This is a genomic window from Nostoc foliaceum FACHB-393, from assembly GCF_014698505.1.
Lineage (GTDB): Bacteria > Cyanobacteriota > Cyanobacteriia > Cyanobacteriales > Nostocaceae > Nostoc > Nostoc foliaceum_A.
Genome location: NZ_JACJTD010000008.1, coordinates 155,797 through 169,306, shown reverse-complemented (window position 1 = coordinate 169,306; position 13,510 = coordinate 155,797). Strand labels below are relative to the sequence as shown.

Below are 13,510 nucleotides of genomic sequence, written 5' to 3'. Positions count from 1 at the left end.
TTTAGATTGGGGGATTGGGTACTGGGTATTGGGAAAATTCTTCCTTAATTCCCAGTCCCTAATCCCTAGTCCCTAGTCCCTAACGATGCGCTAGTGCTTGTTCTTGTCCTTGCAACCAACCTGCATCATCATTTTTGAAGGGTGAGAGGGCGCGTAAACGTTCTACAATACTGGGCATTACCTCTATTACTTGATCGATTTCGGCTTCTGTGGTGTAGCGACAAAGACTGAAGCGAATTGAACCGTGCAAAGTTGTGTAGGGTAAGCCCATTGCCCGGAGGACATGGGAGGGTTCCAGTGAACCGGAGGTACAAGCAGAACCGGATGATGCACAGATTCCGTATTTGTTCAATAACAGTAGAATTGCTTCACCTTCGATGTACTTGAAGCCGATATTGGTTGTGTTTGGCAATCTCTGCGTAACGTCGCCATTAACTACACAATCGGGAATTTTAGCGAGTAAAGTTTGTTCGAGGCGATCGCGCAGCTTTCTTTCTCTTGCAGTCGCTTCTTCTAAGTGTAACAGTTCTAGTTCCGCAGCTTTGCCCAAGGCGATAATTGCTGGAACATTCTCAGTCCCCGCCCTACGTCCGCGTTCTTGGTGTCCCCCAATCATGAAGGGACGGAACCGAACCCCGCGCCGGATATATAAAGCACCAATTCCTTTCGGCCCGTGCAGCTTGTGACCAGACAGGGTTAACATATCTACCGTGCTAGTCTTCATATTTAAGGGGATTTTTCCCACTGCTTGCACTGCATCTACATGGAAGATAGCACCATATTCTTTGACGCGCAACCCAATTTGCTCAATCGGGAAAACCGTGCCGGTTTCGTTATTAGCATACATAATTGTCACCAAGGCGGTGTTACCCGTCAAGGAAGCTTCTAGTTCATCTAGATCCAGCTGCCCTTGATGATTTACTGATAGATAGGTAACACTATAACCTTGGGTTTCTAATTGTTTGCAGACATTGAGTACTGCTGGATGTTCAACTTGGGTAGTGACGATATGTCGCTTTTCTGGTTGCGCTAACAGTGCGGCTCGAATCGCCGCGTTATCTCCCTCAGTTCCACAACTTGTGTAGACAATTTCTGACTCATCGGCTCCCAGGATGGCTGCAAGTTGTTCTCTTGCTGTTCTCACTGCTTTACCGACTTGCCCACCAAAGGTATGCATACTGGAGGGATTGCCGTAATAATCCGTCAGGTAAGGTAGCATTACCTCTATAACTTCTGGGTCTACCTTAGTGGTGGCATTATTATCGAGATAGATGCAGTTATTTTGCATTGTTGTCTTCAATTACGAATTACGAATTACGAATTATTTGGGGTTGTCGCTTTTGCAACTGCTCAGAGTATTTCTGAGAATAGGTTTGAAACCAACGTTCCCAGTAATCTTGTTTATTTGTTAATTTAGCAACTACGCGGTTGTAATTAGCAAACCAGCCTTCCCAGTAATCGCTAGGCTGCTTAACGCAACCGTTGCAGGTGGGACAACCAGCTTTACACTGAGGCACGGTATGAATGCTACCAATACAGTTTGTACAAAGTTCAGGGTCAATCCAGTGCTGTCCGTCAACCACTTTAACTGCATTTGTGGGACATACTGTTAGACAGAGATTGCAGGAAATACACTGGCTAGTAAGAATTTTGTAAGCCATGATTTATTCTCCTTTTGGGGAATGGGGCATGAGAGTTAGGGTAGAAGGTTACAGGTGACAGGCAATAATCTGTCCCCTGTAACCTGTAACCTATTCCCTAGTTACCTAATTCCTTAACGTATTGCTCGTAGAACTCCAAAGCAACTTTTTCAATTACGTCGTAAGCTTCAACAGTCTTGATTCCAGCTTCTTGCAATTTTTCTTGAGGACAGTTACCAATCTTGGAAACTAAAACTGCTTTGCAATCTGCGATCGCTTTCATAATATGCTCAAAAGAAGCTTCTTCGCCGTATCCACCTTGGCAGTATTGGTCAATTTTGCGATGGCTGACAAAGCGAACTTCGTCCCCACCCACTTCGTAAATTTGGAATTCTTTCGCATGACCGAAGTGTTGGTTAACCAATCCACCGCCTTTGGTTGCTACTGCAACTAAGATTTTGGGACTGTTGGCAAATTTCTTGCCGGCAAGCGCTTTATCTTTGGCTACTTTAAGTTCTTCTTTAAACTTCTCAATCCCTTCGTGAACGGTAGCGCGTTGCTCCATGTCATATTCTGGAGTCATTTCCAAGAATTTCTCTTTGGAAAATTCCTGGCTGCGGTCTTCTCCCAACAATCCGACTGCATCGGCGCGGCACTGGCGACAGTGGCGCATCATTTTCATGTTACCGGAGCAATTGTCTTGAACTTCTTTGAGTTCTTTGGGTGTGGGGCCGCGTTGACCGGTTAAACCGAAGTGTGTGCCATGTTCTGGTGCAGAAATCAATGGCATGATGTTGTGCAAGAATGCACCTTTTTCACGAATGACTCGATTCACTTCGACTAAGTGATGGTCATTAATTCCGGGAATCATTACTGAGTTAACTTTGCACAAGATATCAGCATCTTTCAGGGCTTGCAATCCTTCCATCTGTCTTTCGTGGAGAATTCTTGCGCCTTCAATGCCTCTATAACGCTTGCGTCTGTAGTGAACCCAAGGATAAATCTTAGCACCGATCTCTGGATCTACCATATTAATGGTGATCGTAACGTGATCTATATTTAATTGTTTAATGCGATCGATGTAGTCGGGCAGCATTAAACCATTGGTTGATAAGCACAGCTTGATGTCTGGTGCTTGTTCTGCAATCAACTCAAATGTGCGGAAGGTTTTTTCTGGGTTCGCTAATGGGTCGCCAGGGCCGGCAATTCCCACAACTGTCATTTGGGGAATCTTGCCGCCAATGACCAAAGCTTTGTGTGCTGCTTGTTCTGGTGTTAGCAATTCGCTAACTACTCCAGGACGGCTTTCGTTAGCGCAATCATATTTGCGGTTGCAATAGTTGCATTGAATGTTGCAAGCTGGAGCAACTGCAACGTGCATCCGGGCGTAGTGGTGATGAGCGTCTTCGCTGTAGCAGGGATGTTTAGCAATGCGTTCTTGGAGCTTTTCGTCCCTTTCCACGGTGGTGCTGCTGGTGCTGTCGCAGCCGCAACCACCGGATTTTGCTTGGGTTGTCGATTCCGTAGCGTTAGAGTTGAGGAGTCGTGTAGACGGTGATGTCATTGAATTTCGCAAAAGGTCGGTGGACTTGGCTGCCACTGTGGGAGATGTTGTTGCTACTCTTTCATGCCCAGAATTGAAGTCGCGTCTTCCACACTGCCTGCAAACCCTTGGGTTCGGGCGACTTGTTTTCAAGTCAAGCAGGCAATAGATATCTGATGTTCGGCTGGTGTGTGTCAACGTTCGGTTCTTGGGTAGAATTTGTGCTTACAGCCGCGACTTCTCTTCACTTCAGGCATGGTGCTATGTCATCCCTCCACTCACTTTTCGCTTTGTTTTGTTTCAGAGCGTTAAGTGATTGGCGATAAAAGATTTATATCAGCCGTCTTGAAGTTAGGCGATATGTCTATCTAGGATAGAATTTATTGGATTTATTACGTTTGTACTCAAATACTAAAAACCCTAATTCTTAAAGCATTACAAGAATTAAAAAAGTTTTTTTCGGGTAGGGGTTCTAGTGTTTTTTGGTTGGGGTTCTAGTGTTTATAGATAGGGGTTCAGGATTTCTTTGTACTCAGTTCAAACCCAATCCCAACAAGGAATTTAATCTACTTGTAACTGGGTTTGGGTTATTTAAATGTGTACTCAGATTGCCCTCAAATTCCGTCAAAAGCAGTCAAGACCAAGGGTTTGAGGGTGAAAAACTGGAGTAGTCTACATCGTTCTACTCCAGAAACGTGCGAAATTCAATTCTGTATCTAACATATCATTTTTTTGAGGGTAAAAATGCAATTCATATTTATTTAATTTTTGCTTTGACAATAATATTCAATTGTGGTTCTAAGTCTTATCTGATAAGCCATATAAGCTAATGGGGATAGGTGTGTTGCTGCACATAATTTTCAAAAAACTTAACTTTCAACTCCTTTTTTTCATTCCCACAATGAGGAGATGGGTAAGAAATTCTCAGATTTTGTGTTTAAGAGAAACAACAAACTACAATCTAACATGATTGAGCGATCGCAATGAATTTTCTGAATTGCTCAATACGAACCTTTGCGAAAAACCTAATCCCCTAACCCCCTTCCCGACGCGGGAAGGGGTAAAATTCAAAGTCTTTCTCCTAAAAGGAGAAAGACTTTGAGATACTGTGAAAAGTCAGAGTGTATCCCTACACGGCTGGAGATATCGTCACTTTATCGAGCATTGAGTTTGAATGTCCAATTGAACTGGTGTATGAAGGTGTTGTATTTACGACTGACGAATAAAGATAATGGGTTTTATCGAAACGTTTTAAAAGTATTGGGTGGCTAGAAATCCCGACTACACAAGCAAAGTCCACCTCTGTGGATTCAGAGATAATCAGCCTTGCGACACCGATAGCGTACCACTCCGTGGAAGCAAGCTACGCGTAGCGTCTCGTAGAGAAGCGTTAGCCAGTCCGCGTACCCTTACAGGGAAGCAAGCTACGCGCAGCGTCTCGTAGAGAGCGTCATAGCCCGTCGTAGACATCGCTACACTAGATTTATCAGGAAAAATAGGCTGTCTGAGTTGTGTGAGTCAAACAGGGTAGCAGGAGGAATGCGATGAAAGCAGTCGTTATCCGTCGGTATGGCGCGGCTGAGGTGTTGCACTATGAAGACGTGGAGCAGCCGAAAATTGAACCAACGCAGTTACTTGTGAAAGTTCGTGCTAGTAGCGTTAATCCCATTGATTGGAAAATCCGTAAAGGGATGTTGAGTTTGATTAGCGGCAGCAATTTTCCAAAGATTCTGGGGTTTGATGTGGCGGGAGATGTGGTAGCCGTTGGCTCTGGTGTCACCCGTTTTAAACCAGGAGATGCTATTTATGGCAGTACTAGCTTCCCTGGAGGAGGCTATGCCGAATTTGCAGCCGTCCCAGAAAATTTGGTGGCTCTCAAACCAACAAACTTATCTTATGAAGAAGCTGCGGCTGTTCCCTTAGCGGCACTCACGGCTTTGCAAGCCCTGCGAAATGAGGGAAATATTCAAACAGGACAAACTGTTTTGATTAATGGTGCTGCGGGCGGTGTAGGCAGTTTTGCAGTACAAATTGCTAAGGCTTTAGGGGCAGTGGTGACGGGAGTTTGCAGTACCAAAAACTTGGATTTGGTGAAATCTCTCTTAGCAGACCGCGTGATTGATTATACGCAGCAAGATTTCACCCAAGATATAGCGCAGTATGACATTATCTTTGATGCAGTGGGTAAGCGATCGCTCTCACAAACCAAAAGAGTCCTCAAACCCAACGGAATTTATATCACCACACTACCCAGCCCTGAAGTCTTCTTAGAGGGCATCTTAACAGCATTCCTTCCCGGTCAAAAAGCGAAATTTATCCTAGAAAAACCCAACACTCAGGACTTGGTTTATCTGAAAGAATTGATTGAAGCGGGTAAAATTTGTGTGGTGATTGATCGCACATATCCCTTAGAAGAATTAGCGGCGGCTCATGATTATAGCGAAACTGGGCGTGCAGTGGGTAAAATTGCGATCGCAGTTTCTAGTTGACCTTCCAAAGATCCTCTCAGACCTTTTTAAATTTTGGATTTTAAATTATTCAATCCAAAATCCAAAATTTAAAATCTAAAATTCGGTGAGTGGTGCTATTTGACCTCTATAAACGAGATTCTGTTATCTAAGTCAGCCTCAACGGATTTATAATCACCAGCACCAAACTCACGGCATCGACCACCGATTTCATGTTGGCAAACACGTACCACTGTACCCGGTGGTACACTTAATGAGCTAATAGCATCATTACCAACAATATTTAAGTCACCTTGGTTAGCTTTATATACTCCTGGGCTTGTAGGAAATGACTGGGAAACTCCAGCAAAATTAGGGTCACTGTAGACCTTAACCTGTACTGACGGGTTGACCTCTATAAACGAGATTCTGTTATCTAAGTCAGCCCCAACGGAGTTATAATCACCAGCACCAAACTCACGGCATCGACCACCGGTTTCATGTTGGCAAACACGTACCACTGTACCCTGTGGTACACTTAATGAGCTAATAGCATCATTACCAACAATATTTAAGTCACCTTGGTTGGCTTTGTATACTCCTGGGCTTGTAGGAAATGACTGGGAAACTCCAGCAAAATTAGGGTCACTGTAGACCTTAACCTGTGCTGACGGCGTGGAGGAGAGATTGTAGGAGAGCTTGTAGATGGTGCCGCTGTAGTCATCCGAAATTAACAAATTACCTTGCTGGTCAACTACCATATCCACGGGTCGTCCCCACACTTCTTGCGTTTCGGGAACTAGCCAACCATTGACTAAATCCATCTCCTCCCCTAGACTCTTTGTCGTACTGTTCCAGGGAAAGTAAGCTATTTTGTAGCCTGTTTTTTTCTGCCGATTCCATGAACCATGCAGCCCCGTCACAGCACCACTTGAGTACAGGCTGGGAAACTTGGTATCTTGTAAGAATGTTAGTCCCAAGGGAGCCGAATGGGCTTGGATACCTTTGTCAATCCTGTCCATTGCATTGCAATTAACACGTCCATCAGCATTGAACTGATAATCTAGGTCAAACGGCATATTGTTGAGGCCAGTTGGCGTGTCAGGATTAGGGTTGCAGAATGGCCAACCATAGTTACCGCCATCTCGGACTTTTGTGAACTCCTCTGGCGGGTGGTTGTCTACGTAAGAGGGGATAATCTTACCGTAATTGCCACTGCTATCGTTGAAGGGATAGGCGATGTTATCTCGATTATTAACGACTACCCAAAGGTCATTTGTGCCAGGCAAGAATGCTAACCCTTCGGCATTACGTAATCCTTCGGCAAAAAGCCGCTGATTGGTTCCATCAGCGTCGTACACGTAAATCGCACCACGCTTTGGGTAACTGACAGTATCTTCCAGGCAGGCATTGCACGTAGAGGCAATCGACACGTACAGTTTGTGGTTGGAATCAAGTGCAATATTTTTCAGTTCGTGACCATAAGAGCCTTTGAGTTCTGATGTGCTGCTGTCTGGTAAACCAATTACAACGATTTGACGATTTTTGGCGATTAGGTCTCCAGAGTTGTAGATGAAGCGGTTAATTTGATGAGTCTCTGAGATATAAATGTATGTGGTATCGCCAATTTTATGAAATACAATGTCGTGTGGTTTGCGTAGATCTGTCACGAAGTCAGAAATAATTGGGTCTTTGCTGCCATTTGGCCGGACAATTAACACTTTACCTGTACTGGGCTGTGACACTAGAAGATCCCCATTGGGAGCAACTGCCATAAAGCGAGCTTGCTTAATGCGAGCATAAACAGAGATAGAGAAATTGGGCGGCACTTTTAAGTAACGGTTAGTATTAAACGGTTCATAAGACATTGTGCTAGGCACTTTCAGCTTGGTTTCGACAGACGCAGGGGGTGGGTTGCCGAACGCTGCGGTGGGAACAACCTCTAAGGACATAAAACTAACTAGTGATGCAGATATTATGCGTCTGAGTATCTGTGTTGGTTTTAGAGCAAACATCATGATTCTGAACTTCCCTCTAGCGTTGTGGTGATTTATGTTACACAGAACTCTCGGCTAGCCGATTTTTCCGAGAGTTAGAACAAACATTACTCAGGGGTAGTCGTTTTTGAGAACACTTCGTTAAATATATTTATATACCCGTATTTTTCTTAATTTATCAAAAAATGGGTGAATCGGAAGTTAGCAGAGCGATCGCTCTTTCAAACCAAAAGAGTCCTCAAACCCAAGGGAATTATCACTCCCGAAACCATTATGTATAGAGCTTTAACAGCATTTATCTCCAGTCAAAAAGTCAAGTTTGTGTTTGAACAACCCAACCCTGAAGACTTGGTTTTTCTCAAAGAATTGATTGAATCTGGCAAAATTCATGTGGTGATTAATTGCACATATACCCTAGTATAAGTAGCAGCGCCTGAAGATTGTAGCAAGAGTGAGCGTGCTGTGGTGGAAATTGCGTAGGCGCAGCCCGTCATAGACATCGCAGTTAGCAATTGATCTGAAAAATCAACGCGAAACCTCACCCCTTAACCCTCTTCCTTTATAGCTATCCATTCGTAATGTAGACGGTGGGAGGATAACAGAAAATGTACTCAGGTATAGCCTAAAAGGAGAGAGGTGAGAGTGTATTGCATACAAGCAATAACCCTTATAAGGAATGGTCAAAAATAACAAACAATGCCCAATCCCTAATCTTCAGGCTGTGGTGATTTTGGATGCTTCAATAATAGGTTCAACTTGTATCGGTGGCGCTTTTTCTTCATAGGCGGCTAAGTCGAACCAAAAAGTGGTGCCTATACCAACTTCACTCACCAGATGGACTTTACTACGATGTCTGTCGATGATATTTCTGACAATCGATAAACCTAAACCCGTGCCTTCTAGGGTGTGAACTCGGTTTTCTACGCGAAAGAAGCGTTCAAAAATTGAGTGTTGATCTTCTGTGGCGATGCCAATTCCAGTATCGGAAATTTCAATCCGCACTGGAGAAGATTGGGTGTGACTGGGTTTGAAATCTAGTTGGTAGGCACGGATTGCTACTTTACCACCGGCTTTGGTGAATTTAAGGGCATTACCAATCAGGTTGCCAAACACTTGTACTAACAGATCATAATTACCCATTACTAACGGCAAATTAGGAGCAACTTCCTGAAGGAGTTCAACACCTTTATCTTTAGCGTTGAGTTGGTAAGTACGCAGTGTTTGCTCGATCGCTTGGGCTAAATCTACGCCATCGAAGTTGTACTGGCGACCAGATTCGAGTTTTGACAAATCCAAAACATCGTTAACTAGGCGGGTTAGGCGATCGGTTTCATGGTTCACTGTTTGCAGAAACTCTTGCCGTTCTTGCAAAGCTAAGTCTTCGCCGTAGTCGTGCAGGGTTTCAATATAAGTTTTGATGTTGAATAGAGGCGTTCGCAGTTCGTGAGAAACGTTGCTGATAAATTGGCTTTTTGCATCGTTTAATTCCACCTCACGGGTTATATCTTGGACAGTAATCGCAATGCCTTTGATGCTTTCTCTTTGCACGTTGAGGACTGTAGTCAAGAGAATGCGGATCGTTCGTGGGGTGGGTTGGTTAATAAAAATTCGGAATTCGGCGCTTTCGCATTCGCCTGCGGCCATTTCGTACAATGGGCGGGTGATTTCCATTTGTACCGCTGGGGGCAAGTGATGTAATACGTTTTGGCCTACCACATCAGCTGCTTCCCAGCCAAAAATTCGCTGTGCTGTGGGGTTGACTAAAATCACCTGCATGTTGTTATCAATCAACACAGCACCATCTGCGATCGTCGAAACTAGGGTTTCTAGCTTGGCTTTTTCTGCGGTCAGTTCCTCAATATTCTGTTCTTCATAGCGCTCTAATCGCTCTGCCATCTCATTAAAGCTTAAAATTAACTCCCCCAGTTCGCCCCCTAAAGGTAAATCAATGCGCTGTTTGAAATTCCCGGTAGCAATTTGCTTCACCCCTACCAGCAGTTCTTTAATGGGCTTGGTGATGGTTAAGGCGTTAATTACACCTGCCAAAATCACCATTACCCAAATCGTGATAAAAACGGCAATGGTAACATCGCGGGTAAAATTGGTGGAAATGACAGCGGTCTGATTGGGGTTGATACCGATCGCTAATACACCTAAGTATTTTTTATTGACGATCAGGGGAATAAACACATCGGTGACTGTTCCATCTGGGGTCATGTGTTGCCGTACCATCGGCTTTTCCCCATCACCAGGGTAATCTTCTGGCAGTTGTATTCGCCGTTTAATGGTGAGGGAATTTTCTACCTCTGCTTCCCAAAAAGGAATGCCAAAAAAGATTTCCCCGGTTTCATCAGCGTAGAGCATATAACGCACACTAGAGGTGCTGCTGTAGAAGCGTTGAGAAAATTGGGCGACCTCAGTCAGATTATTGTCAGCAACTAGGGGGGCAACATTGGCAGCAAGTAGCAGCCCCAAGTCACGACCAAAGCGGGTGTCATTCATCCGCGCATCCTGCTGAATTGTATTCACAGCCCAGAAGGTCAGACCACTCATCACCAAAGAAACTACCATTGTGGCCACAGCCAATAATTTGGTCTGGAGTGTGAACTCCGACCACCAAGTAGCGATCGCATGTCGAATTGTTTTTAACAGACTTAGCATCTTAAATAAAGTTGTTAGTAGTCTTTGTTATAAAGCCCAACAACTAAAAAATTAACAGTTAATTTGACAAACATGTAAGAGGACAGAGAGAGATGGGAAACTCCAGGGGATATTCCTGTAAGGTAGTCTTAACGAATTTACCTCATTTCAGCCATCCGAGTTAATATCCAGTTGAGGATGAACGCGTTAAACCTCATTTTTGTGACTATTGGTTACGCACAGATGAGCAGTCTAACAAAAATCCAACCGGTTGTGATTTTGAGCTAGTTGTCCGCCTCAGGTTAGCGGCTGCTAGTAAACACATCAGACTGCATTTAAATTGAATACCTTAGCGATCGCTTATGGGGTTTTCCCCTCTTGCTTCCCACTCGCTACTCTATGCCCAATATCTCTCCGGTAATATATCCCCTCAAACTGAATATATTTGATCCCTGCGTAGGCTTGAGTGATCGCTTGCTCAAAATTTTCTCCGATCCCGGTCACATTTAATACTCGACCCCCATCTGTCACTAATTCTTGTTGCTGGTTCAACTTCGTACCTGCATGAAATACGGTTGCTCCTGTTGCCTCTGCCTCACCAATGCCAGTAATGACCTGGCCTTTCTCATATTCTCCGGGATAACCGCCTGAAGCTGCAACGACAGTCGCAGATGCTCCCGCTTTCCAAGCAATGGGCGGCAATTCACTTAACCGCTGTTGTACACAAGCTAGAATCAATTCTTCTAGAGGTGTTGCTAAGAGTGGCAAAATCACCTGAGTTTCGGGATCGCCGAAGCGACAGTTAAATTCCAAAACCTTCAAGTCGCCATCGGGTGCAATCATTAATCCAGCATACAGTACACCTCGGTAATCAATGCCTTTAGCTCGTAAGGTTGCGATCGCTCTTTCTAAGACTTCTGTTTGAATGCGTGCCATCAACTCTGGTGTAGCGATGGGTGCTGGGGCATAGGCTCCCATCCCACCAGTATTTTCGCCCGTATCGCCGTCACCAATTCGCTTATGGTCTTGAGCTGGCAGCAAGGGTCGAATTGTTAACCCATCGGTTAACGCTAAAACTGACACTTCTTGCCCAATCAAACATTCTTCAATGACGACAAATTCACCAGCACTGCCAAATTGTCCCTGAAAAATTGCATCAACGGCACTTTCTGCCTGTTCAACTGTTTCAGCCACTATTACACCCTTACCAGCCGCCAAGCCATCAGCTTTGACGACAATTGGCGCTCCTTGAGATTGGATGTAAGATTTTGCTGCTGCTGCCTGCGTAAATACCGCACTTCGTGCCGTCGGAATCCCCGCTTCTTGCATCAGGGCTTTTGCCCAAGCTTTACTCGCCTCAATTTGCGCTCCTGCTCTAATTGGGCCAAATACCATTAATCCTTTGTCTTGGAGGTAATCTGTGATTCCCTTCGCCAAAGGCACTTCTGGCCCAACTATCACCAGAGTTATGCCATGTTCTAGAGCATATCGGCTCATGCTCTCAAAATCATCGACTGCTAGGGGCAAGTTCTGGCAACGTTCCATACTTGCTGTACCCCCATTCCCTGGTACACAGACAACTTGCTCAATTTGATTAGATTGCAACAGTTTCCATGCCAGAGCGTGTTCGCGCCCTCCGTTACCTACAACTAAAACTTTCACTGCTTTCCTCGTGCGTTCCTTGCGAAACGAGAATACCTGATTCGGCTCTCGCGGATCAATTTTTTCACCAATGATCACACTTGTACAAGCCCCCTCAAGACTAAAAAGGCTGAGGAGGAGGGTGCAAGAAGGAATATAGCTATCGAATTTCTACTGGATTTATTTTTAAGATCCAATTTAGTTAATTAGTAGAATTATAAATGTTATTAATAGCAATAATTCAATAAATATACTTAGATCATTCCGGTGTAAGTACAATATTTAAGTATTTATGATGATTTTTTGGAGCATTGAAATAATTGAGAAAAAAATCATCTTCAGGTAATGACGATCATTGATTACAAGTATTAACCTGTGAATATGGAGATTAATGAAAATATCAAAAAATAGGCAACATGGCTAAAATTATTGTTACTGGAGCCGCTGGCTTTATTGGCTCTCATCTTGCAGAAACATTGCTGCAACAAGGAGAAGAAGTGATCGGGATTGATGAATTTAATGATTACTACGATCCTATGTTAAAGCTTAAGAATGTTGCACACTTACATCAGTCACCCGGCTTTACATTAATTGAAGGAGATATGCAGTTTTTAGATTGGCAGAAACTCCTAAAAGATGTTGATGTAGTTTACCATCAAGCAGCACAAGCAGGTGTCAGAGCGAGTTGGGGTAAAGCTTTTCGAGGTTACACAGAACGAAATATTAACGCTACACAAATTTTGCTAGAAGCAGCCAAAGATACTAAAGACCTGAAAAGATTAGTGTTTGCCTCATCATCAAGTGTATATGGTGATGCAGAAACATTACCCACCCATGAGGGAATTTGCCCTCAACCAGTTTCTCCTTACGGCATTACTAAGCTAGCGGCTGAAACTTTGTGCAGACTCTATCACAAAAACTTTGGTGTGCCATCTGTATCATTGCGGTATTTCACTGTTTATGGCCCTAAACAGCGCCCAGATATGGCATTTCATAAGTTCTTTAAATCCATTTTACAGGATGAGGCGATTCCTATTTACGGCGATGGACAGCAAACGCGGGAGTTTACGTTTGTTAGTGATGTCGTCGCCGCCAATTTAGCCGCCGCCTCCGCACCCGAAGCAGTGGGAGAAATCTTTAATATCGGTGGCGGTAGCAGGGTGGTTTTAGCAGAAGTCTTAGATACGATTGAAAAAATTGTTGGGAAACCAATTAAAAGAAACCACATAGAAAAAGCTATGGGAGACGCCCGCCACACTGGTGCTGATGTATCTAAAGCGCAGAGAATTTTGGGATATCAGCCACAAGTCTCTCTTAGAGAAGGTTTGACACAGGAATGGCATTGGATTAAGTCGTTGTATACCTGATAGGATTTCACCATATTGCTAAAAATTAATCCGCTTGGGCTAGTAGGGACGCACGGCTGTGCGCCCTACAGGGGATTGTGGTTCAAATAAATGAAAAAGGCTGTAATATCATGTCCGGTAAAAGACTTATCATTAAGACCGCAGGGGGCAGGGAGCAGGGGGAAAGAGAGTTTTAAGATTTTTGCATAGATGCCCTGAATAATAACTAATTAAGCGGACATGATATAATTCCCTC

The 13,510-nt window shown here is 44.1% G+C and carries 9 protein-coding genes and 1 pseudogene; 4 read left to right on the top strand and 6 right to left on the bottom strand.

Features of this window, described 5'->3' with window-relative positions:
* Nucleotides 1–79 precede the first annotated feature (79 nt).
* The 3 genes from nifS to nifB form a co-directional block, all read right to left on the bottom strand.
* A complete protein-coding gene (gene nifS, locus H6G92_RS09910) occupies nt 80–1,288 on the bottom strand; it encodes a cysteine desulfurase NifS (RefSeq protein WP_190893265.1) in 1,209 nt (402 codons plus the stop codon).
* A 19-nt stretch (nt 1,289–1,307) separates the two neighbouring features.
* Nucleotides 1,308–1,661 (bottom strand): indolepyruvate ferredoxin oxidoreductase subunit alpha, encoded by a 354-nt coding sequence (locus tag H6G92_RS09905; protein ID WP_190893262.1) that lies wholly within the window; start codon nt 1,659–1,661, stop codon nt 1,308–1,310.
* A 97-nt stretch (nt 1,662–1,758) separates the two neighbouring features.
* Nucleotides 1,759–3,204 carry a nitrogenase cofactor biosynthesis protein NifB gene (gene nifB / locus H6G92_RS09900; protein WP_190893311.1) on the bottom strand — a complete coding sequence of 482 codons (1,446 nt, stop codon included), beginning with the start codon at nt 3,202–3,204 and terminating at the stop codon, nt 1,759–1,761.
* 1,103 nt (nt 3,205–4,307) lie between these two features.
* Here nifB and H6G92_RS39305 point away from each other — a divergent pair.
* Together H6G92_RS39305 and H6G92_RS09895 are read left to right on the top strand one after the other, a co-directional pair.
* Nucleotides 4,308–4,409, top strand: a pseudogene (locus H6G92_RS39305) (Uma2 family endonuclease); the annotation flags it as partial.
* Nucleotides 4,410–4,727: 318 nt separating this feature from the next.
* Nucleotides 4,728–5,672, top strand: coding sequence for an NAD(P)-dependent alcohol dehydrogenase (locus H6G92_RS09895; RefSeq protein WP_190893260.1), 945 nt, complete (start codon nt 4,728–4,730; stop codon nt 5,670–5,672).
* Nucleotides 5,673–5,767: 95 nt separating this feature from the next.
* On the opposite strand, the gene H6G92_RS09890 is transcribed toward H6G92_RS09895, so the two are convergent.
* Complete coding sequence (locus H6G92_RS09890) at nt 5,768–7,648, bottom strand: PQQ-dependent sugar dehydrogenase (protein WP_190893257.1); 1,881 nt, start codon at nt 7,646–7,648, stop codon at nt 5,768–5,770.
* 168 nt (nt 7,649–7,816) lie between these two features.
* Between H6G92_RS09890 and H6G92_RS09885 the strand changes: the two genes are divergently transcribed.
* Nucleotides 7,817–8,050, top strand: coding sequence for a hypothetical protein (locus H6G92_RS09885; protein ID WP_190893255.1), 234 nt, complete (start codon nt 7,817–7,819; stop codon nt 8,048–8,050).
* Nucleotides 8,051–8,341: 291 nt separating this feature from the next.
* On the opposite strand, the gene nblS is transcribed toward H6G92_RS09885, so the two are convergent.
* On the bottom strand, nt 8,342–10,288 hold the full coding sequence (nblS, locus tag H6G92_RS09880) for a two-component system sensor histidine kinase NblS (protein WP_190893253.1): 1,947 nt from the start codon (nt 10,286–10,288) through the stop codon (nt 8,342–8,344).
* A gap of 339 nt (nt 10,289–10,627) precedes the next feature.
* Complete coding sequence (gene purD / locus H6G92_RS09875) at nt 10,628–11,929, bottom strand: phosphoribosylamine--glycine ligase (RefSeq protein WP_190893309.1); 1,302 nt, start codon at nt 11,927–11,929, stop codon at nt 10,628–10,630.
* A 395-nt stretch (nt 11,930–12,324) separates the two neighbouring features.
* On the opposite strand from purD, the gene H6G92_RS09870 reads away from it, so the two are divergent.
* Complete coding sequence (locus H6G92_RS09870) at nt 12,325–13,275, top strand: NAD-dependent epimerase/dehydratase family protein (RefSeq protein WP_190893251.1); 951 nt, start codon at nt 12,325–12,327, stop codon at nt 13,273–13,275.
* The last annotated feature ends 235 nt before the right edge of the window (nt 13,276–13,510 follow it).

Coding starts and splice junctions, on each gene's coding strand:
- H6G92_RS09870 (WP_190893251.1), top strand. CDS start 12,325: ATGGCTAAAATTATTGTTACTGGAGCCGCTGGCTTTATTGGCTCTCAT.
- H6G92_RS09890 (WP_190893257.1), bottom strand. CDS start 7,648: ATGATGTTTGCTCTAAAACCAACACAGATACTCAGACGCATAATATCT.
- H6G92_RS09905 (WP_190893262.1), bottom strand. CDS start 1,661: ATGGCTTACAAAATTCTTACTAGCCAGTGTATTTCCTGCAATCTCTGT.
- nblS (WP_190893253.1), bottom strand. CDS start 10,288: ATGCTAAGTCTGTTAAAAACAATTCGACATGCGATCGCTACTTGGTGG.
- H6G92_RS09895 (WP_190893260.1), top strand. CDS start 4,728: ATGAAAGCAGTCGTTATCCGTCGGTATGGCGCGGCTGAGGTGTTGCAC.
- nifS (WP_190893265.1), bottom strand. CDS start 1,288: ATGCAAAATAACTGCATCTATCTCGATAATAATGCCACCACTAAGGTA.
- nifB (WP_190893311.1), bottom strand. CDS start 3,204: ATGACATCACCGTCTACACGACTCCTCAACTCTAACGCTACGGAATCG.